The sequence below is a fragment of the Bradyrhizobium murdochi genome (assembly GCF_000472965.1).
GTDB classification, from domain to species: Bacteria; Pseudomonadota; Alphaproteobacteria; order Rhizobiales; family Xanthobacteraceae; genus Bradyrhizobium; species Bradyrhizobium murdochi.
Genome location: NZ_AXAU01000001.1, coordinates 1,139,178 through 1,159,276 on the forward strand (window position 1 = coordinate 1,139,178; position 20,099 = coordinate 1,159,276).

Annotated in this window: 22 protein-coding genes and 1 pseudogene; 10 read left to right on the top strand and 13 right to left on the bottom strand. The window is 61.7% G+C overall.

The genetic code is table 11. From position 1 onward, the window contains the following. Positions 1-99 precede the first annotated feature (99 nt). The gene (locus YUO_RS39870; RefSeq protein WP_051379241.1) at positions 100-1,206 is read right to left on the bottom strand and encodes a TRAP transporter substrate-binding protein; all 1,107 of its coding nucleotides are present in this window, start codon (positions 1,204-1,206) and stop codon (positions 100-102) included. A 327-nt stretch (positions 1,207-1,533) separates the two neighbouring features. Further along, positions 1,534-2,856 carry an FAD-dependent monooxygenase gene (locus YUO_RS0105870; protein ID WP_028346432.1) on the bottom strand — a complete coding sequence of 441 codons (1,323 nt, stop codon included), beginning with the start codon at positions 2,854-2,856 and terminating at the stop codon, positions 1,534-1,536. A 529-nt stretch (positions 2,857-3,385) separates the two neighbouring features. Between YUO_RS0105870 and YUO_RS0105875 the strand changes: the two genes are divergently transcribed. Next, positions 3,386-5,494 (top strand): methyl-accepting chemotaxis protein, encoded by a 2,109-nt coding sequence (locus YUO_RS0105875; protein ID WP_028346433.1) that lies wholly within the window; start codon positions 3,386-3,388, stop codon positions 5,492-5,494. A gap of 153 nt (positions 5,495-5,647) precedes the next feature. Here YUO_RS0105875 and YUO_RS0105880 read toward each other — a convergent pair whose 3' ends face one another. Continuing rightward, positions 5,648-6,259, bottom strand: a complete 612-nt coding sequence (locus tag YUO_RS0105880) for a class I SAM-dependent methyltransferase (RefSeq protein WP_028346434.1) — start codon at positions 6,257-6,259, stop codon at positions 5,648-5,650. Positions 6,260-6,448: 189 nt separating this feature from the next. Here YUO_RS0105880 and YUO_RS0105885 point away from each other — a divergent pair, with 189 nt between their 5' ends. After that, positions 6,449-7,078, top strand: a complete 630-nt coding sequence (locus YUO_RS0105885; RefSeq protein WP_028346435.1) for a cation efflux transmembrane domain-containing protein — start codon at positions 6,449-6,451, stop codon at positions 7,076-7,078. A 527-nt stretch (positions 7,079-7,605) separates the two neighbouring features. Here YUO_RS0105885 and YUO_RS0105895 read toward each other — a convergent pair. The 5 genes from YUO_RS0105895 to YUO_RS0105915 all read right to left on the bottom strand — a co-directional run bounded on the left by YUO_RS0105895 (position 7,606) and on the right by YUO_RS0105915 (position 13,814). Next, the gene (locus tag YUO_RS0105895) at positions 7,606-8,361 is read right to left on the bottom strand and encodes a c-type cytochrome (RefSeq protein ID WP_235782630.1); all 756 of its coding nucleotides are present in this window, start codon (positions 8,359-8,361) and stop codon (positions 7,606-7,608) included. A gap of 8 nt (positions 8,362-8,369) precedes the next feature. Next, positions 8,370-11,561, bottom strand: coding sequence for an efflux RND transporter permease subunit (locus tag YUO_RS0105900; protein WP_028346437.1), 3,192 nt, complete (start codon positions 11,559-11,561; stop codon positions 8,370-8,372). Continuing rightward, positions 11,558-12,961: an efflux RND transporter periplasmic adaptor subunit gene (locus YUO_RS0105905; RefSeq protein ID WP_028346438.1), complete on the bottom strand. Its 1,404-nt coding sequence runs from the start codon at positions 12,959-12,961 to the stop codon at positions 11,558-11,560. The genes YUO_RS0105900 and YUO_RS0105905 overlap by 4 nt, the downstream gene beginning before the upstream one ends. Further along, positions 12,958-13,365 carry a FixH family protein gene (locus tag YUO_RS0105910; RefSeq protein WP_028346439.1) on the bottom strand — a complete coding sequence of 136 codons (408 nt, stop codon included), beginning with the start codon at positions 13,363-13,365 and terminating at the stop codon, positions 12,958-12,960. The genes YUO_RS0105905 and YUO_RS0105910 overlap by 4 nt, the downstream gene beginning before the upstream one ends. Positions 13,366-13,442: 77 nt before the next feature. Continuing rightward, positions 13,443-13,814, bottom strand: coding sequence for a hypothetical protein (locus tag YUO_RS0105915; RefSeq protein WP_028346440.1), 372 nt, complete (start codon positions 13,812-13,814; stop codon positions 13,443-13,445). A gap of 224 nt (positions 13,815-14,038) precedes the next feature. On the opposite strand from YUO_RS0105915, the gene YUO_RS0105920 reads away from it, so the two are divergent. Next, positions 14,039-14,443, top strand: coding sequence for a four-helix bundle copper-binding protein (locus YUO_RS0105920; protein ID WP_028346441.1), 405 nt, complete (start codon positions 14,039-14,041; stop codon positions 14,441-14,443). 10 nt (positions 14,444-14,453) lie between these two features. On the opposite strand, the gene YUO_RS0105925 is transcribed toward YUO_RS0105920, so the two are convergent. Further along, the gene (locus YUO_RS0105925; RefSeq protein WP_028346442.1) at positions 14,454-15,089 is read right to left on the bottom strand and encodes a class I SAM-dependent methyltransferase; all 636 of its coding nucleotides are present in this window, start codon (positions 15,087-15,089) and stop codon (positions 14,454-14,456) included. A 281-nt stretch (positions 15,090-15,370) separates the two neighbouring features. On the opposite strand from YUO_RS0105925, the gene YUO_RS0105930 reads away from it, so the two are divergent. From YUO_RS0105930 to YUO_RS0105950, 5 genes are read left to right on the top strand one after another with little or no spacing between them, the layout of a single operon-like run. Beyond that, positions 15,371-15,694, top strand: coding sequence for an ArsR/SmtB family transcription factor (locus YUO_RS0105930; protein WP_028346443.1), 324 nt, complete (start codon positions 15,371-15,373; stop codon positions 15,692-15,694). Next, on the top strand, positions 15,691-16,122 hold the full coding sequence (locus YUO_RS0105935; RefSeq protein WP_028346444.1) for an SRPBCC family protein: 432 nt from the start codon (positions 15,691-15,693) through the stop codon (positions 16,120-16,122). Before YUO_RS0105930 ends, YUO_RS0105935 begins: the two co-directional genes overlap by 4 nt. Before the next feature lie 36 nt (positions 16,123-16,158). Beyond that, the gene (locus YUO_RS0105940) at positions 16,159-16,380 is read left to right on the top strand and encodes a hypothetical protein (protein WP_028346445.1); all 222 of its coding nucleotides are present in this window, start codon (positions 16,159-16,161) and stop codon (positions 16,378-16,380) included. Positions 16,381-16,391: 11 nt separating this feature from the next. Beyond that, a complete protein-coding gene (locus YUO_RS0105945) occupies positions 16,392-16,844 on the top strand; it encodes a DUF1801 domain-containing protein (RefSeq protein WP_028346446.1) in 453 nt (150 codons plus the stop codon). A gap of 16 nt (positions 16,845-16,860) precedes the next feature. Next, complete coding sequence (locus YUO_RS0105950) at positions 16,861-17,322, top strand: DUF1801 domain-containing protein (RefSeq protein ID WP_028346447.1); 462 nt, start codon at positions 16,861-16,863, stop codon at positions 17,320-17,322. A 146-nt stretch (positions 17,323-17,468) separates the two neighbouring features. Here YUO_RS0105950 and YUO_RS0105955 read toward each other — a convergent pair whose 3' ends face one another. Beyond that, on the bottom strand, positions 17,469-17,684 hold the full coding sequence (locus YUO_RS0105955) for a hypothetical protein (protein ID WP_028346448.1): 216 nt from the start codon (positions 17,682-17,684) through the stop codon (positions 17,469-17,471). A gap of 200 nt (positions 17,685-17,884) precedes the next feature. Further along, complete coding sequence (locus tag YUO_RS0105960) at positions 17,885-18,619, bottom strand: Crp/Fnr family transcriptional regulator (protein ID WP_028346449.1); 735 nt, start codon at positions 18,617-18,619, stop codon at positions 17,885-17,887. Positions 18,620-18,752: 133 nt separating this feature from the next. On the opposite strand from YUO_RS0105960, the gene YUO_RS0105965 reads away from it, so the two are divergent. Then, complete coding sequence (locus tag YUO_RS0105965) at positions 18,753-18,956, top strand: hypothetical protein (RefSeq protein ID WP_028346450.1); 204 nt, start codon at positions 18,753-18,755, stop codon at positions 18,954-18,956. 17 nt (positions 18,957-18,973) lie between these two features. Here the strand turns inward: YUO_RS0105965 and YUO_RS0105970 are convergent, their stop codons facing one another. Next, on the bottom strand, positions 18,974-19,204 hold the full coding sequence (locus tag YUO_RS0105970; RefSeq protein WP_028346451.1) for a DUF6894 family protein: 231 nt from the start codon (positions 19,202-19,204) through the stop codon (positions 18,974-18,976). Between the two features lie 304 nt (positions 19,205-19,508). Between YUO_RS0105970 and YUO_RS48880 the strand changes: the two genes are divergently transcribed. After that, complete coding sequence (locus tag YUO_RS48880; RefSeq protein WP_028346452.1) at positions 19,509-19,871, top strand: hypothetical protein; 363 nt, start codon at positions 19,509-19,511, stop codon at positions 19,869-19,871. Here the strand turns inward: YUO_RS48880 and YUO_RS45990 are convergent. Next, positions 19,872-19,970: pseudogene (locus tag YUO_RS45990) on the bottom strand (IS5/IS1182 family transposase); the annotation flags it as partial. It abuts the gene before it with no gap. Positions 19,971-20,099 lie beyond the last annotated feature (129 nt).

Sequence of the window (20,099 nt, forward strand, 5' to 3'; positions counted from 1 at the left end):
CCCCTACCGCCGACGCCGATGCGGCGCGCCTTGTGGCGCGACGCAGGCCGACTGCGCGTGAATGGGGGCGGCCGAAACCGGCCGCCCCCGGACGAAGCCCTATTTCTCGACGGGGAAGTAGTAGTTCGCCATGAAGGAGTATGGCGGGAAATAGGACCGCTTGTACGGCACCACGGCGCTGGCATAGGCCTTCTGCGAGTCGTGCACCTTCTTGAAGAACGGGTTCTTGGCGCTCTCGGCCGCCGCGATTTCGTCCCACTTCTTGATGAAGGTCAGCAGGATCTCGGTCGGCGTGCGCAGGATCTGTACGCCGTGCTTCTGCTGCATCTCGGTCAACGCATCGGCGTTCTGGCGCTGCCACTTGGTCCACCAGACGAGGAATGTCTCGTTGGCCGCCGACTTGATGATCTCCTGGTGTTGCGGGCTGAGCTCTTTCCACACATCGCCGTTGATCACGATTTCGCCGACCGTCACGTTCTCATGCAGGCCGGGCGAATAGTGGTACTTCCAGACGTTGTGGAAGCCGAGCTGCATGTCCTCGATGCCGCCGACCCATTCCGCGCAATCGATCACGCCGCGCTGCGCGGAGGGAATGATCTCGCCGCCCGGCATGTTGACCACTGTGAAGCCGAGCGCTTGCCACACTTCGCCGGCCATGCCGGTCTGGCGGCATTTCATGCCCTTCATGTCCTCGACCGTCTGGATCGGCTTCTTGAACCAGCCGAAAGCCTGCGGCCCAGCAGGCAGGATGGGGAATACGACGACGTTGAGCTTGAGCTCCTTCTGATAGAACTCGTTGTAAAGGTCGAGGCCGCCGCCGTGATAGAACCAGCCCATCACGTCCATGTAGTCCATGCCGAACGTGCCGCCGGGACCGCCGGTGAACAGAATCGCGGTCTTGTTCTTGCCGGTCCAGTAGCCGGCCCACGCATGCGCGCCGTCGAGCACCTTCTTGTTGGTCGCGTCCAGCACCTCGAACGCCGGCACCACCTGGCCGGCGGGCATTGCTTCGATCTTCAGCGCGCCGGCCGATAGTTTGTTCACCCGCTCGGCGAAGTAGGTGAAGTTGTCATAGAGCGTAAGCGACGCCGGCCATGTGGCCTGCATCTTCAGCACCTTCGTCTGCGCCATGACTGCAGTGTTGGATCCGACAAACGCCGATGCGATCAAGGCAACGGCGGTTAATCCCAGAAACAAGCGTTTCATGAGTCCTCTCCTCCCTTGGACAACGTGACCTTGGCGATGGCTTTTCTTCGTTTCTTCTCAGTCGCCAAGCTTGAAACCACGTCTGCCACCAGTCTGCCACCATCGCCTCAAGTTGTCATCTTGCTTTCTGGCCGCAGCAAGCGCCGGCAGACTGCTGCAGCGTGGTTGTGCTTTTGCGCGGAGTCGCGCTGATGGATTTGCCGCTGGTTGTTGCACCGCACGATCGCGCTACAGCCCCCCGCGGCCCGAACCGCTGACGGCCATGTTGAGCTTGATCGCTCCGTTCGTCACGGTGACAAAGTCCATCACGGTCCCCCACGCCGCCCATCATATTAGCGACATCACGCGCGCCGCGAGCGCTGGCTCACGCAGCGCAGCCTGCGGCTTGAGGAGCTGCGAGACTTCTACGGTCAGCCGGTGCACCTCGGGATCCTGCGCGGCAAGCTTGGTCAAAGCCATACCATATTGCAGGCGCTGCGCGAGATCGGCGGGCCGCGCGCCGCGCGTGGCGGGATAGACAAAATCGTTGACAGCAACGCCCCATGGCGTCGCGATGGTGTCCTGGATGGCAGCGAAGAATTCACGCGCCAGGCGCTCCTTGGGGACATCTTCCGTCAGCAGCCGGTCCAGGATCACGGCTTCCTGCGCTGCCACGCTCATGCCCTGCCCGAACACTGGATTGAAGCGGCAGAGGGCATCGCCTGTCGCAAGCAGCCCCGCCGGAAAAGACTCTAGGCGCTCGAAATGTCGCCGCGTGCTGCAAGGCAACTGGTAGCGGACGATATCAGTCAGCGGGCGCGCGTCCCTGACCGCGTCATAGATCGTCGGGGTACGCAGGCTCCTGACGAAATCCATAAATCCCGCGCGGTCGCCCGGAGGCGTATCGCCATGATTGCCTCCGATGGAAAGCAGCCATCGCTGCTTTTCGATCGGAAATAGGAACGCGCCGCGGCTGCTGCCGGGTGCAGACGGCAGCATGATATTGCCCAGCCAGTCGGCATTGTGATCGAGCCGCTCGACAATGGCGCTCGCATAGGCCTGATCAATGCCGATCTCGGTTTCTTCGGGCTTCTGCAAAGAAAGCTCTTCGAGCAGTTGCAGCGTCAGGCCGCCGCGGCCGGAAGCTTCAACGACCAACTCAGCTTCCAGCGTCACAGCACGACCATCTTCGCTATCGTAACGGACCGCCTCAATCCGCGTTGCATCACGCGATGCGACAAGCTTGGTTACGCGGCAACGTGCGCAAATGCCTATGTTCGGGGTTTTCTGAACGCGTCGTCGAGTAACAGCTTCGAGCAATGGGCGCGACATGCTGAAAATATCGAAGCCGAGATCGCGAACGGGGAATGGGTCGAATCCGGGGCGCTCGAACCGGAGATCCTTCCCGGCACGGATCTTCACTGCGCCAGCTTCCGCCAGATCCTTCTCAAAGCCCGGAAACAGAGTCTGCAGGGCTCTCAGCCCGCCCGCGAGCAGCATGTGGGCATGCTGGGCCTGCGGCGTGCCGCTACGGGGCGCGGGCTCGGCAGGAAGCACGTCCCGCTCGATGACTGTGACTTTCCTGAAATGCCTGGAGATCGCCTGAGCGGCTGTAAGTCCGGCCATGCCGGCGCCAACAACCACGGCATGATTTCTTGTAAAATCTGACACATGTTCCTCCTGGAAAGGAGTACGTCAATGTGATCGGAAAAAATTCAAAAGGTCACGTACGCTCGACGCAGTTGCTCGGACCGACCCAAGCTTATCTGATCTTTTTTGCGGCAATAGTGAAAGGCGTCACAAGTGGGGTGGGAGCCCGCCACCAAGAGGTCGACTCTTTGGGTCATCGCATCGCTTCGCTTGCCTGCGCACCAACTGGCCACTTTGGGGAACAGCAGCCGCCTGGGACAAGGATCGTGGCAACTACTTCCCAGTCGCCTTCCGCGCGGCGAATCTGATCTCGTCGGACGCGCCGGATCGATCGTCGAAGCTTCGCCCTCGCGCGGCATGCTGCCGACCCTGTCCGCGCCTGCAACTTGAGGGACGTGGCTCGTTCGAACGAATATCAGAAAATGCCGAAAAGACTTTCAAGACAGTACTTTGGCATTACAACCCAGCGCTCCGATTAGCGGCTTGGTAACGGCCGGCTGGTAGTAACGAGAGGCCATCATCAAGGGGCCGCCAGCCGGAAGGTATCCCCATGCATTCGAAGCGCGAGGCCCTTTCGGGCACGCTCACCGTCAAGACCACCCTCGCCGTGATCGTCGGGGTGCTCGCGGTACTGGTCCTGATCTCCTGCGCCATTACCGGCGCAGATGCCTGGCGCAGCTACACGGCCGCCGTCCGCGTTGCCGAGGTGAATGCAAACGCCGATCACCTGCTCAAGGGATTGGAGAACATTCAGCTTGAACGAGGTCAGACCAATACGGCCCTGCAGGCGCCCGCCCCGGCAAATGCTCAGACCGGCGAAGTGATCCAGAAGCGCCGTTCGCAGGGCGATGCCGTGCTGGCCCCGGCGCTCCGGCAGATTGCCGCCACCGCGACGCCGGAAGGCAAGAAGCTGATTGCCGACGTCGAGCAAGCCTATGAACGTGTCAAGCAGCTCCGTCGCAGCGCCGATTCCGCGCTTCAAATTCCGAAGGAGCAGCGCGATGCCGAACTGCTCAAATCCTGGTACCCGGCCGTCTCGGACCTCCTGACCCGGATTCAATCGCTCTGGACCATTGCCTCGCGCGAGATCAGCAGGGAAGACGCCATCGTCGGCGAGCTTACGATGGTCAAGCAGAGCGCTTTCCAGATGCGCGAATATGCCGGCCGCGAACGCGCCGTTCACGCCGGCAATATCTCGGCCGGCCGTGCGCTATCGACCGAGCAGCAGCGTGACATTGCCAATTGGCGCGGGCAGGTGCAGTCGAACTGGCAGACGATACGCGATCTAACCGCCGGTGCGGCGTCGCCGCTTGTCTCTGCCGTTGCCGCCGCCGAGCAAAACTTCCTCGGTAGTTTCAAGGCTCAAACCGATACGATCTACAAGGCAGGCATCGCGGGCGCCGGCTATCCGATGACGGTCCAGCAATGGTACGACGCGTCGAACCCTGCGCTGGAATCCATCGTCCGGATCAAGGATGCCGCGGTCGAAGTCACCAATGTCCACGCGGCAGCCAAGGCTGCGGCGGCAAGAACCCAACTCATTCTCGTGGCCCTCGTCACGCTGCTCGGTATCGTTGTCGGCATGGGGTCGATCTGGGTGCTGTCCCGACGCGTGATCCGCCCATTGACCGCCATGACGGCCGCCATGCAGCGCCTTGCCGGCGGCGATCTGTCGATCGACATCCCTGCTCTGGCGCGGGCTGATGAGGTTGGCGAAATGGCGCGATCGGTCGCGGTCTTCCGCGACAATGCCGTCAGGGCGAACGCACTGGCTGCCGAACAGCGAGCGGAGCAACAGAAGAAAGAGCAACGTCAACAGGTGATGGAGACGCTGACTTCAGGCTTCGACCAGAGCGCCAGCCGCGTGCTCGATGCCGTCGCGGCATCGATCGTCGAAATGCGCGCCACCGCCGAAAGAATGGCGGCGGTCGCAACCGAGAATACCAACAAGGCCTCGGCCGTGGCATCGGGCGCGCGGGAAACCTCGAGCAACGTGCAGACGGTAGCCACCGCCACGGAGGAACTGTCCGCTTCCGTCACGGAGATCAGCCGGCAGGTCAGCCAGTCTGCGGCCATCGCGGCAAAGGCCGTGCAGGAAGCACAGGGCACCAACGCCGAAATTCAGGGCCTTGCGGCGATGGCGCAGCGGATCGGCGACATCGTCAAGCTGATCAACAACATCGCCTCGCAGACCAACCTGCTGGCGCTCAATGCCACCATCGAAGCGGCGCGTGCCGGCGACAGCGGCAGGGGCTTTGCCGTCGTCGCGGCCGAGGTCAAGAGCCTGGCCGAGCAGACGTCAAAAGCCACCGAGGAGATCGCCTCCCAGATATCAGCGATCCAGGACGCCACGCAGAAATCCGTCGTCTCGATCGAGGCGATCGGCAAGACCATCGGCGAAATCAGCGAGATTGCAACAACCATCGCCTCTGCGATCGAGCAACAGGGCGCGGCGACCCAGGAGATCGCGCGCAATGTGCAACAGGCTGCGGCCGGCACCCAGGAAGTGTCCGCCAATGTCGGCGGCGTGACCGAGGGCGCGGCAGCCACCGGCGCAGCGGCAAGCCAGGTCGAAACCGCCGCCGGCAATCTGTCGCGGCAGTCGCAGCAATTGCGCGAGCAGGTCGACGCGTTTCTTGGTCAGGTGCGCGCGGCATAGCCTGGCTAGTCTTATTGCGTCATGTGTCCCTCATGGTGAGGAGCGCAAAGCGCGTCTCGAACCATGAGGCCCCGTCTGTGGCCTACATCCTTCGAGACGCCCGCTCTGCGGCTCCTCAGGATGAGGGGATTAAGCAGCTATGACGCAGTAGGACTAGTTCGGCCGGGCGCTGCCTTCGTACATGAAGGTCATCGCCTTGGGTCCTGGCATATAGCCGGTCTCCACCCGATCAATCCTGAAGCCTGCAGCTTCGATCATCGTGCTGATCGGTCGATTGAGGTGACAGCCGCCGCTGATGCATTTCCAGGCCGGCGTCAGCCAGTCCTGCCATCGCCTCACGTTCCTGTCCGGCGCCATGCCGTGCTCCACGAACAAGAGCCTGCCGCCCGGCTGAAGCACCCGGCGCATTTCGGTGAGCGCCTTGGCGGCATCCGGAATGCTGCACAAGGTCCAGGTCGTCACCACCGTGTCGACGCTGCGGTCATCGAGCGGAATGGCCTCCGCCGAAGCTTCGATGAAGTTGACCGGCGTACCCGGATGCAGAACATCGCGGGCCATTGCGATGAGCTTCGGGGCCGGCTCCAGCGCCAAGAGCTCCCTCACCGGCGGCCGATAGAACGGCAAATTCCGGCCCGAACCGATCCCGATCTCGAGCACACGACCCTCGGCCGCGCCGATCACCCGCTCGCGATATGGCCGAAGTTGCTTGTTTCGCATCGCAAGATCGCAGAGCCTCGGTAGGATGACGTCGTTGTAGAAGCCCATAACTCGTCTCCATCAGTTCTGCTCGCGAGTCCCATAAGGCCGGCGCGTAACCCCGATGATAGATTTCACGGAGCATGTCAGGGTCGTGATTGGCCAATGAATATGCAACGCTCGCACTGCTCCAGGGTCGACTGTCGCTTCCCTGGTGACGCAATTGTGTAACACGAACTTGCGTCCTACTTTCCGTGGATGGCCGATGCTTGTTGTGTACCTCCGCCCCTGAACTTGGACCGGAACCGCGGCAATCCGGCTTATCGCCGGGTTCTTTGGGTGGTCCTTGGCATTAATGCCGCCATGTTCCTCGCCGAGGTCGGCGCAGGCTTGGCGGCGGGGTCGGCTTCGCTCCAGGCCGACGCGCTCGATTTTCTCGGCGACGCGGGAAACTATGCGATCAGCCTCTTTGTGGTTGGGATGACGCTGCGCTATCGCGCATCAGCAGCGCTCGCCAAGGGCGCCACCATGGTAGCTTTCGGCTTGTGGGTGATTGCCATGGCCATCTGGCACGCCGCGCAAGGGACGCTGCCGAGTGCATTCACCATGGGTGCGATCGGCGTCATGGCCCTTGCCGCCAATGTTGCGTCATTCGGACTCTTATGGGCCTATCGCAACGGCGACGCCAACATGCGCTCGGCCTGGATTTGTACGCGTAACGACGTTCTGGGCAATCTCGCGGTACTGCTGGCCGCGCTCGGCGTGTTTGGCACCGGTACCGGTTGGCCGGATGTGATTGTCGCTTCCTGCATGGCCGGACTTGCGCTTCAAGGCGCATTCGTGGTGGTGCGCCAATCCGCTGGTGAATTGAAGGCTCAGCCAGCGTAGAAATGCGGCGTGCAAAGTGTCTGTCGACGGGCGGCAGCTTCGGAAAGCTCGGCTGCCGGTTACAGGTTCACAGCGACGTGAGAGTGCGTCGCGATAAAGCCCCAGCGCCCGTCCAACACCACGGAGGTACCGAAGAGGAACCTTTTTCCCGGGTGCTCGTTAGACGCGGTTATTTAGCGGAAAGGGCTGGGTCACTCAGCTTGCTCGTACTGCGACATTCATCGCATTTGGAGTCCGGTCATGATGGATCTGATGTCCGGCGGAATGATGATAGGCATGGGCCTGATCTGGCTTCTCGTCGTTGTTTTTCTGATTCTTGGGATCGCTGCGGCGGTTAAATATCTTCGCTCCCATTGAGGCTGAAGTGCTGTGAGTTACCCAGCGCAACAGTCGCGGCCCAAACACCGCGCCTGCCAACGTGCGTAACGCAATCGTGCCACCCGTTCGGTTACAGCCACGAACGCTTTTGTTCGAAATCGTGACTAAGGAAAGCCGCGGCCGAACGGTACAGCTGTCTGTCCGGAAGTCTAGCAGCGGCGTTCAACGAACTTCATGATTTCCTCCGGCGCCGAAAAGATCACGGCTGCCCGATCACCCATCATTCCTGCGCCCAAGAGAGCCGGCGCATCCTTCTCCGGCCCATCCTTGCTGGTATCGGTCCTAAAGCGGAGGTTACGCTCCCAGAAGGCGCGTGTTTTGCCGTCGGCTGTGGTGACACGATAGGTGTCGCGGCAATAACTGATGGTTTTAACCTGAATGTCCGGCTCAGGCTTCTTGAGATTTGGATCGGCGCCGCCGCCCATCATGCCACCCATCATCCCTCCCATGCCGCCCCTCTGGCCCTGTTGCGCACTTTGGCTCGCCGCTGCGCCGGGTTTAGTGGCTTCTTTCAGGAACGCCAGCAGGTCTGCTCGGGCCGGAGCCTCCTTGATCCCTTCAAAGGTCATCTCGTTGCCCGGAACAAGATGCGTCGGATCGGTCAGCCATTGATCGAGCGTTCGGTCATCCCATGTCAGTCCGGACGATTTCAATGCATCGGAAAAGCGCTCGAAGCTTGGCAGCGTACCGGCCTTGCGTCCCCATAGTTCAGCAAGGCTCGGTCCCGTCATGTTGCGATCGCGCTCCAGCGAATGGCATGCTGCGCAGGCCCTGAAATTACGTTCGCCGCGGGCTGCATTGCCTTGTTGCGCATGGAGAGAAGAGAAGCTGAGAACAGCCATAAGGACCGAAGCGGCCACCAACCTGAAGCTCGGCGTCGTGCGGGGAATCGCTGCGTAAATCATGGTTCACCTCATTCGGCTGGCTCCACAACGCGTGGGACTTTTTTCGATGGCTTAGCAATCTCCGCAACTGATTTGCCGCTTTCGGGATCGCCGGGCAATCCAAAGCCCTTGACGATGCCGAATACCGCCGGAATCACGATCAGCGTCAGCAATGTCGACGAGATCATGCCGCCGATCATCGGTACCGCGATGCGCTGCATGATCTCCGACCCGGTGCCGGTGCTCCACATGATCGGGAGCAGGCCTGCCATGATGGCCACCACCGTCATAATCTTTGGCCGCACGCGTTCGACCGCGCCCTCCATGATGGCGGCATACAGATCGTTGCGCGTCAGCGCCTGGCCCTGAACCTGACGTAGCTTCGTGATCTCGGCCAGCGCCTGATTGAGATAGATCAGCATGACGACGCCGGTCTCGGCGGCGACGCCGGCGAGTGCGATGAAGCCGACCGCAACCGCGACCGAGAGGTTGAAGCCGAGCCACCACATCAGCCACAGCCCGCCAACCAACGCGAACGGCAGCGACAGCATGACGATCATAGTCTCGGTTACCGAGCGGAAATTGAGATAGAGCAGGAGGAAAATGATGAGCAGCGTCACCGGTACGACGATCTTGAGCCGCGCGATCGCACGCTCCAGATATTCATATTGGCCGCTCCAGACGACGTAATAGCCGGGTGGAAACTCAATGCTCGCCTGCACCGCGCGTTGCGCCTCGGCGACGTATCCGCCAAGGTCGCGGTCGCGGATGTCGACATAGATGTAGGTCGCCAGTTGTCCGTTCTCGGTCCGGATCGAGCTTGGCCCGCGCGCTGGCGTAACGCTGGCGACCTCGCCGAGTGGGACCGCCCCGCCGGCCGGCATCGGCACCAGGATGTCGCTTGCGATCGCCTTTGGATTGTCGCGGAGATCGCGTGGGTAGCGCATGTTTACAGAGAAGCGCTGGCGGCCCTCCACGGTCGTGGTCACAGTCTGGCCGCCGAGTGCGGTCGCGATGGTGTCCTGCACGTCCTGCACCATGATGCCGTAGCGCGCCAGCGCCTCGCGGTTCGGCGTGATCTCGAGGTAGTAACCTCCGAGACCGCGTTCGGCATAGGCCGAGGACGTGCCCGGGACGGCTTTGAGCACCTGTTCGATCTGTTTGGCGAGCGTTTCAATTCCGGCGAGATCTGTGCCCATGACCTTCACGCCAATCGGCGTGCGGATGCCGGTCGAGAGCATGTCGATGCGCGCCTTGATCGGCATGGTCCAGGCGTTGGAAACGCCGGGAAACTGCAGCGCCTTGTCCATTTCGGCGATGAGGCCGTCGATCGTCATGCCGTTGCGCCACTGCTCCTTCGGCTTGAGATTGACCACCGTCTCGAACATTTCGGACGGCGCCGGATCGGTCGCGGTCGCCGCCCGTCCAGCCTTGCCGTAGACCGAGGCGACCTCGGGAAACGATCGGATAATCCGGTCTTGCGTCTGCATCAGTTCGGACGCCTTCGTCACCGAGATCCCCGGCAGGGTCGTCGGCATGTAGAGCAGCGTACCCTCGTTGAGGTTTGGCATGAACTCGGTGCCGAGCTGGCGCGCCGGCCAGATAGAGGCAGCGAGCACGCCAAGCGCAAGCAGGACTACCAGCGCCTTCGCGCGCAGCACGGTCTTGATCACGGGTCTATAGATCCAGATCAGGAAGCGGTTGATCGGGTTCTTGTGCTCGGCGACGATCTTGCCGCGAACAAAAATTACCATCAGTGCCGGCACCAGCGTGACCGATAGCAATGCCGCCGCCGCCATCGCAAAGGTCTTGGTGAAGGCGAGCGGACTGAACAGCCGGCCTTCCTGCGATTCCAGCGTAAAGATCGGCATGAAGGACACGGTGATGATCAAGAGGCTGAAGAACAGCGCAGGGCCGACCTCGGCGGCCGCCTCGATCAGGATTGCGACGCGCGACTTGTCCGGCTCGGCGCGCTCGAGATGTTTGTGCGCGTTCTCGATCATGACGATCGCTGCGTCGATCATGGCGCCGATTGCGATCGCGATGCCGCCGAGGCTCATGATGTTGGAGCCTAGGCCCAGGAGCTTCATGGCGCCGAACGCCATCAGTACGCCGACCGGCAGCATCAGGATCGCGACAAGCGCGCTACGGACATGCAGCAGGAAGACGATGCACACCAGCGCCACTACGATGCTTTCCTCGACCAGGGTATGTTTGAGCGTATCGATCGCGGCATAGATCAGGTTCGAGCGGTCGTAGACCGGGACGATCTCGACCGATTTCGGCAGGCTGGTCCCGATCTCCTTGAACCGCTTCTTGACGTTCTCGATGACATCGAGCGCATTCACGCCGAAGCGCTGCAGCACGATGCCGCTCGCCACTTCGCCCTCGCCATTGAGCTCGGCGATGCCGCGCCTCTCGTCGGGGCCAAGCTCGACGCGCGCAACATCGCGCAACAACACCGGCGTCCCGTTGTCGGTCTTCAGCACGATGTTGCCGAGATCATTGATGCTCTTCAGGTACCCCTTCCCGCGGATCACGTATTCGAATTCGGAGAGCTCGACGGTGCGGCCGCCCACATCGGCATTGGAGGCGCGGATCGCCTCGCGCATCTTCTGCATGGTGATGCCGCGATCGCGCATGCGCTGCGGGTCGAGTATCACGTTGTACTGCTTGACGAAGCCGCCGACGCTCGCGACCTCGGCCACGCCCTCGGCCTTGGCTAGCGCGAATTTCAGGTTCCAGTCCTGGATCGCGCGGGTGTCCGCGAGATTCAGTTCCTTGGACATCACCGCATATTGGTATACCCATCCCACCCCGGTCGCGTCGGGACCGATGGTCGGCGCGACCCCGGACGGCAATCGCGAAGCGGCGCTATTGAGAAACTCCAGCACTCGCGAGCGCGCCCAGTAGATGTCGGTGCCATCCTCGAAGATGACGTAGACGAAGGAGACGCCGAAGAACGAGAATCCGCGCACCACCTTCGATTTCGGTACCGTCAACATCGCGGTGGTGAGCGGATAGGTGACCTGGTCCTCGATCACCTGAGGCGCCTGCCCCGGGTATTCCGTGTAGACGATCACCTGGGTGTCGGAGAGGTCGGGAATCGCGTCGAGCGGCAGATGGACGAGCGCGTAGACGCCGGCCGCAGCGGCGAAGCCGCTGCCGAACAGCACCAGCAGGAGGTTACGAGCCGACCAAGCGATCAAGCGGGCAATCATGGCTGGGCTCCCTCGGCAAAGCCCTTCAGCGCCGCCTTCAGGTTGCTTTCGGCATCGATCAGGAAATTGGCCGAGGTGACGACGGGCTCGCCGTCTTTCAGCCCGCTGCGGATTTCGACCAGTCCGTCTCCCCGACGGCCGATCTTGACGTCGCGGGGCTCGAATCGGCCCTCGCCCTTGTCGACCAGAACGACCTGGCGCGCCCCTGTATCGAGCACCGAGCTGTCGGGAACGGCCAAAACAGGCTCCGTGCCACCAATCTCGACGTCCGCGTCCACATACATGTCCGGCAGCAATGCGAGGTCGGGATTTGCGAGTTCGATCCGAACGCGGGCTGTCCGTGTCTCGCGGTTGACCTGGGGATAAATGACAGAGATCTTTCCGGAGAAGTCCCGCCCCGGGAAGCTGCGCGCGCGCACGGTTACGCCTTGTCCGACCGCAAGCGAGCCGAGATCGCGCTCCGCTATATCAATTATCGCCCAGACCAGCGAGGTATCCGCAACGCGGAAGAGCACATCGCCCGGTTGAGCTCGCATACCCTGGACGGCGTTGCGTTCCAGCACGATGCCGTCCCGTGGGGCCGACCAGGCGACAGTCACCGGCACGACCCGCGTTCTCTCGACCTCGCTGATTACCGCGTCGGGCACGTCAAGGTTCATCAACCGCTGCCGTGAACCGCGTCCGTAGGACGGTTCGCCCGCCGTAGTCTTTGACGTCAATGTCGTCACATACTCTGCGGCCGCACTGGAAACTGCCGGACTGTAGACCTGCATCAGCGGCTGCCCCTTCTTGACAAAGGTGCCAGTCGTGACGTCGGCAACTGTTTGCAGGTAGGTTTCCGCGCGCATCGCGATGACTGAGACTCGACGCTCGTCGAGTTGGATCGTGCCTGGCGCCCGCACGACCGTCCGGATCGCGCGAGTGGCCGCCGGCTCCGATTTGACGCCGGTGCGCTGAATCTTTCCCGGCGAGACCTTGACCGACCCGTCATCGCTGTCCTCTCCCTCATAAACGGGGATGTAATCCATCCCCATCGAATCCTTCTTGGGCGTCGGCGAAACGTCCGGCAGGCCCATCGGATTGCGGTAGTACTTGATCTTGCGGTCGGCGGGTGGAGCCGCCGCGCTTTCCTGGGGCGGGTCGTCAAAACTGATGTCGGCGCCCCGCGGAACGGCGCGGTAGTCGCGGCCATCCGGCGTCTTCTTCGGCGTCAGCGAGTAGAACGGCTTGCCGTCCGGATCCTGATAGTAGATCGCAGCGCCCGCCGGTTCGCTCGCCTGGGCCATGACGTGGGCATGCTTCGCCTCGCCGCTCGGCCAGAGATAGGGACGCGCGAGCACGCCGGCGATCACGGCAGCCATAACGGCAGCAGCGATCGCAACCTGAACTGACCGGTTCATTTGTCGGCCCGAATGACGAGCTTGTTGTCGACCGTGCCGGTTTCGCCCTGCACTTTTGCGCCGAGCGACAATTGCCAGCGGCCGGCCATGCTGAAATCGGCCTTGAAGCGGTAGGTACCCGGCTCCGATCCCGGCAGGGGCGTAAGCTCGCTCACCATCTCTTGCATCGCATCCGGTGCCATATCGAGACGCGTCGCAAAGATCACCGCGTCCGGAACGGCCTTGCCCGTCGTGTTATCGATGAGCTTGACCGCAATGATCTTGTCGCGACCGGTCTTCACGGCCGGTTCGACGAGCTTGAACTCGTAATTCCTGATATCGGCGAGTGCGACGGTTGCGGCGCATGTCAGGATAGCGGCGCTCAGCGCGACCCGCAGGCCGCGCGAAAACTGAATAGCCTTCATCATGGTATCCTCGATCTACAGGTCAGCCGCTATGGCGGCATGGCGCGGACGCCACAAAGCGCCACGAGATTCCGGCGTTATGCCGAAAGGACCAGGGATCGGGGAGGTTTTGGCGGAGGTGAATACCCGAGGCTTTCCACTTCCGGATCGCTGCCCGGCAGCAGCATCCGAAGCGTCACGGGCTGGATTTCGGCAATGCCGGCCGGCAGCGGCGCCTGCAACGTCGTCGACACGCAAAGCGCCATTAGCGGACACTGGTCGCAATCGATCGGCGCCGATTTCTCCGGGCAGCACGGCATGTCGTCGGACATGGCCGCCTCATCGGGCATCGCCGTCATGGCCATTGGTGCCATGGCACCCGTATTCGCCCGCGCCGAGAGCGGGGCGATAACGAGGCCGACGATCACAAAAATCGCCAGCAGCCGGCGAAGGTGAATCGAGTATTTCACGCGTCCAGTTTCGCACATCTCGGCCCACGATGGGAAGCAGAGTTCCATCACGAAACCGCGGGTTTGCTTAACATATGCCAGCGGACGAAGACCGCATTGCGATGAATCAACCCCTCCGCGACCCGAATTCATTCTAGCCGGCTGCCCAGAACATTTTTCAAGGCCGCGACTTGAGTTAGCGACCGCCCCCCGGCGGTGGTCTGTCCTCAGCAAGGAGCCCAGCCATGTACGCCCGTGAAATGATTGGCACCCACCCGGCCGTCCAAGGCCAGATCAGCGACACCCTGATCCGTTGCATCGAGGAATGCTACTCCTGCGCCCAGACCTGCACCTCCTGCGCCGACGCCTGCCTGTCGGAGCGCATGGTACAGGAGCTGACCCAGTGCATCCGGCTTGACCTGGATTGTGCCGATATCTGCAATATCACCGGCCGCATCATGACCCGCCGAACGGGTTTCGACGACGAAGTGATGCGCCGCATGCTCAGCGTCTGCGCCGCCGCCTGCCGGCTTTGCGCGGAGGAATGCCAGCGGCACGCCGCAATGCACGAACATTGCCGCATCTGCGCGGAAAGCTGCCGCCGCTGCATGGAAGCTTGCCAGGAGGTCTCGCGCGGCATGGCGCATTAGCGCGCGGCGATCAGCCCTCGTGCCGGAACACGCTGAACTGAAAAGCCTGCCGGGACTGCCACGGCGTAGTGTGCTCATGACGCTGCGTATGGACCAGCTTGAACGCGGCACCGAGCGTCCGTCCGAGACTCTCGCTGTCGTAGCGCGCGACCGGCAGGCCGCTGCACTTTTCAGGGCCGTCAGGTGCGAAGGTAGCGATGATGGCGTGCCCGCCGATCCTCAGGCCCCGCTTGAGGCGCGCAATGTAGGCGACTCGATCGCCTGCGTCGGTGAGAAAGTGGAACGCTGCCCGATCGTGCCAGATGTCGTAGGGCTTCACCGGCTCCCAGCTCGTCGCATCTGCGACGATCCAGCTAACCCGCTCGGCGCTGGCGCCAAGGTGGCTCTCCAGGCGGCGCTTGGCAGCGGCTAACGCCGCGGCGGAAAGATCGAGCACGGTGACATCCTCAAATCCCTGCTCGACGAGACCGTCGACCAGCCGCGAGGCGCCGCCGCCAATGTCGATGATGGCCGACCTGTGCGCCACCCCCGTCTGCACGATCAGGTCGAGCGAAGGAGCCGGCCTTTGCTGAAACCAGCTAACCTCGTTCTCGCTCTTTGTCGTGTAGACGTTCTCCCAATGGGCTTGGCGGCCGGCATCTCCCATAGGACCTCCCTCGCTGTATATGACGTCAAATATCTGGTCATCCTATCGTCCTCGACAACGAGGAGCGACCATGCCGTCGGCGCTCGCACCCGCAGCTCGACTTCGCAACATCAAGATAATGCATAACCTGCACGGCATGCATTCAGCGGTAGCTTACTGACGTCAAATTGCAGTGCTTGAGGGCGCGCGAAAAGACGCCACCTATTTCGCATTCCCCACTTGACTGACACATACCCCGCCGGTTATGTATCCATCAATAACCATCGAGTTATCGATTTCGAATGCCCAACGCTCATGATGTGCTGTTCAGGACACTCGCCGACCCGAGCCGTCGAGCGATCTTCGAGCGGCTGTGCCGCGAAGGAGAGCAGACGGTCGGGGCGCTGACGGCCCGGGCCGGGATCTCGCAGCCGGCCGTCTCGAAGCATCTTGGCGTTCTGAAACAGGCAGGGCTGGTGCGCGACCGCCACGAAGGCCGCCAGACGCATTATAGCGCGCAGCTCGGCGCCCTCGCCCCGCTGATCGACTGGACAAGCGAGATGGCCGGGTTCTGGCAGAGGCGGTTCGACGATCTCGAAGACCTGCTCAAACGGATGGACCAATGACCAATCGTGCGACCGAAACGCGTTCCGTCGTCGTCGAACGCGAGATAGCTCATTCGCCGGAAAAGCTCTGGCGTGCGCTGACGCAACCGCACCTGATCGAGGAGTGGCTGATGAAGAACGACTTCAAGCCGACTGTTGGCCATCGCTTCAATCTTCGCGGCGAATGGGGCGGCGTGCTGGACTGCGAGGTCCTCGCCATCGAGCCGAACAAGACGCTGTCCTACACCTGGAATTTCAAGCACGACGATGCGGCCTACGATCTGCAGAGCGTGGTGACCTTTACGCTCACCCCAACGGGCACCGGGACCCTCCTGCGCATGGAGCAGACGGGCTTCCGGCCTGATCAGAAGCAGGCTTATGGCGGCGCCCACGCCGGATGGAAGCAATTCTTTGCGAAGCTGGAGGAGGTTCTGGCGCGAACGGAATGAGTCTGCCGCCTCGCGCTCGTTTCAAGGGAGGTTTCATTGAACTGGAATACGTGTATTCGGCAAATCCACCGCTGGCTGTCCATTGCCTTTACGGTGGCTGTGATCATCAACGTCGTCGCCATGGCGCAAGAGAAGCAGGCCATCTGGGTCGGCCTTCTGGCGCTGTTCCCGCTCATCCTGTTGCTCCTCACGGGTCTGTACCTGTTCGCGCTCCCTCATGCCGCCAAATGGCGTAGCGTGCGAGGCATCAGCGGATAGGAGAGAGCGCGATGGCCAGCAAGACGTCCACGAAGGCAGCGAAGGTCGCGAAAAAGACGGCAAAGCCCGTCCTGCTCTCGGGCGGCAATCCTCAGATCGCAAAGGGATACGGCGATGCCCCCGTGCAGGCCTACATCGCAGCCATGCTGGGCTGGAAACGCGACCTTGGGCGCCAGCTCGACGCGCTGATCGTGCGCACTGTCCCTGGCGTGCACAAGGCGGTCAAATGGAACTCGCCCTTTTATGGCGTCGAGGCTCAGGGCGGCTGGTTCCTCGCCTACCACTGCTTCACCAAATACGTCAAAGTGACCTTCTTCCGCGGCACGTCGCTGCGCCCTGTCCCACCCGGCGAGTCCAAGCACAAGGAAGTGCGCTATCTCGACATCTATGAGGACGGATTTGACGAAGCCCAACTCGCCGCTTGGATAAGGCAAGCCAGCCAATTGCCCGGCGAACGATTGTGAGCGAATGACAACGGCCATGAAGAAGGCAACAATGAAGAAGAGCGGCGCGAGCGAAGCAAAAGGCGGAAGCTCTCCCTCTCAGCACATCGATGGGCGAATCAAGGAGCTGGGCGATTGGCGCGGCGAGATGCTCGCGCGGATCCGAAGCATCATCAAGCAGACCGATCCCGAAGTGATCGAGGAGTGGAAGTGGCGCGGCGTTCCGGTGTGGGAGCACGACGGCATCATCTGCACCGGAGAGACGTACAAGGCGGTCGTGAAGATGACCTTCGCCAAGGGCGCCTCGCTGGAGGACCCGTCAGGCCTCTTCAACTCCAGCCTGGAAGGCAACACCCGGCGCGCCATCGATTTCCATGAAGGCGACAAGATCGACGAAAAGGCATTGAAGGCGCTCATTTGCGAGGCCGTGGCACTGAACACGTCGAAGCGAGCAGCCGCTCGACCCGCCAGCGCCCGGAAGAAATCAAAGAGCGCTTGAACAAACAAAGGCGGCTAGAGCCTTTTCGGTTCTGATTGGATCAGAACCGGGCTCTAGATTCTTGTTTTGACGCGTTTTCTTGACGCGAACCGGTGTCCACCCCGGATCAGTCCGGGGCAGGCTTTCGCTGGAAAACGCTATAGCTCTCACCGAGGATGAAGCTGCAGCTCCAGCAATGCGAGCCGTTGCAGGACAACCGGGTCACGCTCTCCGCTGTGAGCGGCGCGCAGGATCGCTTCCGCGATCACTTGAACGTGGTGGGAATGGACGGGCTCCGGGAGCGTCGCGACGGCGGCGTCAAGCGCCTGCTCCATCACCGAGATGACCTCGGGCGGGAACGACGCGTTTGCAAAATCCTTCATGGCCGGCGGCTAAAAGAAAGCGGTCGCCGATGCGCCATGTAAACGGGACTGCATCGGCAGCCGCTCGAGTTCATGTGTCTATCCCTGACACAGATTGCATAATTTTCCCGATCTTGAATCGTTCCAGTGACGCGAACAAAATCGCTGCGTCCGATCGACCCAAGCGCGGCTGGACCGCTGCCACCGCACGATCGGACGCTTCAGGCGGCCGGATCCTGGTGCAGGTAACGGTCGTCAAACTGCGCCAGTTCCGCGAGCTTTGTTTCGTCGAGCACGCGCACTTGCCCTCTGCTGACGTCGACGATCCCGTCCTCGCGCAGTTGCCTGATGATGCGGTTCGCATGCACCGGAGTGATGCCTAGCGCCTCGCCGATCTGCTCCTGGGTAAGCGGGAATTCGAACGTAGCAGGCTCCATGCCGCCCCTGACTGCACGAAGACGCCTGCGAAGTTCGAGCGCGATATGGACAAGCCGGGCCGGCGCCGGCCGCTGTCCGACATTGACGATCCACTCCCGAAATATCGCGGCATCGATCAAGGTGTCGCGCCAGAGCGCATCCACAACATTGGGTCTCGCATGCGTCAGGGTTCGCAGCGAAGCATGGCTGATAAACCCCAGCGTCGAGGGGACCAGCGTGGCGAGATCATGATCCATCCTCTGCAGGTGCAAGCTCTGAAGGTCGGGAATCTCGCCAGGGATGTGAATCGAGAGAATTTGCCGCTCGCCGGCCTCTGTCGTTTTGGAACGGATACAGAAGCCCTCGATGATCAGGCAGCAATCCGACGGACGTTCGCCGTCAGATACGATGGCTCTTGCGCCTTCCCAGTGGCGAACCGCAATCGGAAGCGAACGGATCGCGGCAATATCAGCCGGATCGAGTTTCGAGACGGTATCGAGCCGCCGCAACAAGCTTGCCAACACCGAATCTCGATCCACGCGCCTGTCCTGTTCGATTGAATGATCTTCTGCCTCTGAGTGAACGAAACCTGCCCGATGCCGGTTCCAAACAAAGGTTAAGGATGCGGTTGCCGAAACGTGGAAGGGTCGAAGCCAACAAGGAGATCCGTCCATGAAGAAAAAGCGCAATCGCAGCCGCCCGGCACTCTCGCTCCAGGAGCGCCTCAAACAAATTGCAGTTCGCGCCCGCGAAAAGGCGGAGAGCTCACCGCCAGGACAGGAGCGTGATCGTTTGATACGAGCGGCGGTCGCGACCGAGTCGGCAGCGGTCATCGAACGCTGGCTGACGTCGCCTGGATTGCAGCGCCCGAAATAGCGCTGCGGTCTTCCAGCCTATCTGGACTTGTCGGCGCAGGCGTGAATGACGTACAGCAGATTTGCGAATTCGTCGGTGACTTCCATCCGCCAGTCCTTGCCCGGACGTAGCCTCCCATCGAGATCCTGGATGATCTGCCCCGCCGTCACGGTCGCTTCCCGCCAGGCGGCTTGCAGATCGGGCAGTTCCTCGCCTTCTTTATCGAGTTCAGCCCTGTCGTGATACACGTTGAAGAAGTAACGCGGCATGAGGACTGTTCCTTAATTTCGGGCGGCGTTTCGCTCGATCCCTACGCCTTTGAGCTTCGCGGTCGTTTTTTTCGCTGGCTTCCTCACCGCCATGTCCGTTTTCTGTGTTGGCTGCATGACACAGTCGCGAAGTCACGACCCTGCTGAATGTTCCTAGTCGGAACGCAGTCGCCACTGCGCGGCGCATGCTTTGCGATTGAGCAAGAACAGCGGCGCGCTGTGCGGCCGTCCGCCTCTCCGCCCGATATGGAACGAATCGAAAAAAGCCAGCTTGATTCCCCGTTCTGCAGTCCGGGAGTTGTTGATGCGTAACGCCGGCTCGGGTCCGTCGATCGTGCCACATGATGATGAGCACGACGTCTATATCGTCGAGCATGAGTCCCTCGAACACGGCCGGGTCTGGGCCGAAGTCAGTTCCGAGAGCCCGGGATTTGAGCCGGTGGTAATGGACCTGCTCACCGGCCAGTACACCAATCCGATCCGGGTGGTTGCTTTCAACGTCGCCGCGGGGTGGTGTCGTGACGCTTCGGTGGATGTCGCGCACGAGTTGCGGCGACGCTGCGACCTCCAGCTACGGGACATTCCGTTTTTCCTGCAGGATTTTGTCGATCGCTACGAAGGCCGCTATCAGGACGTCCAGTTGCCGCTGCCGATGCGGCTGTACTAGGAGGACACGACTATCATTCACCCGCGGCACGCCGCGCGGCTTGTTCGGTAGCATCGGCTTGATTGCAGCCCACTCTTTGTCGGTGAGTTCGTAACGCATAATTCGCCCCCACGATAGGAGGCTTGAATCACGGCAAGACAGTCCGGCTCAATGTGGCCCGCCAAGGAGCGGGTCGGACGCTATGCACCCGAAAGCGGACCTATTATGCCCGCCCTGAGCTTTGTCGTT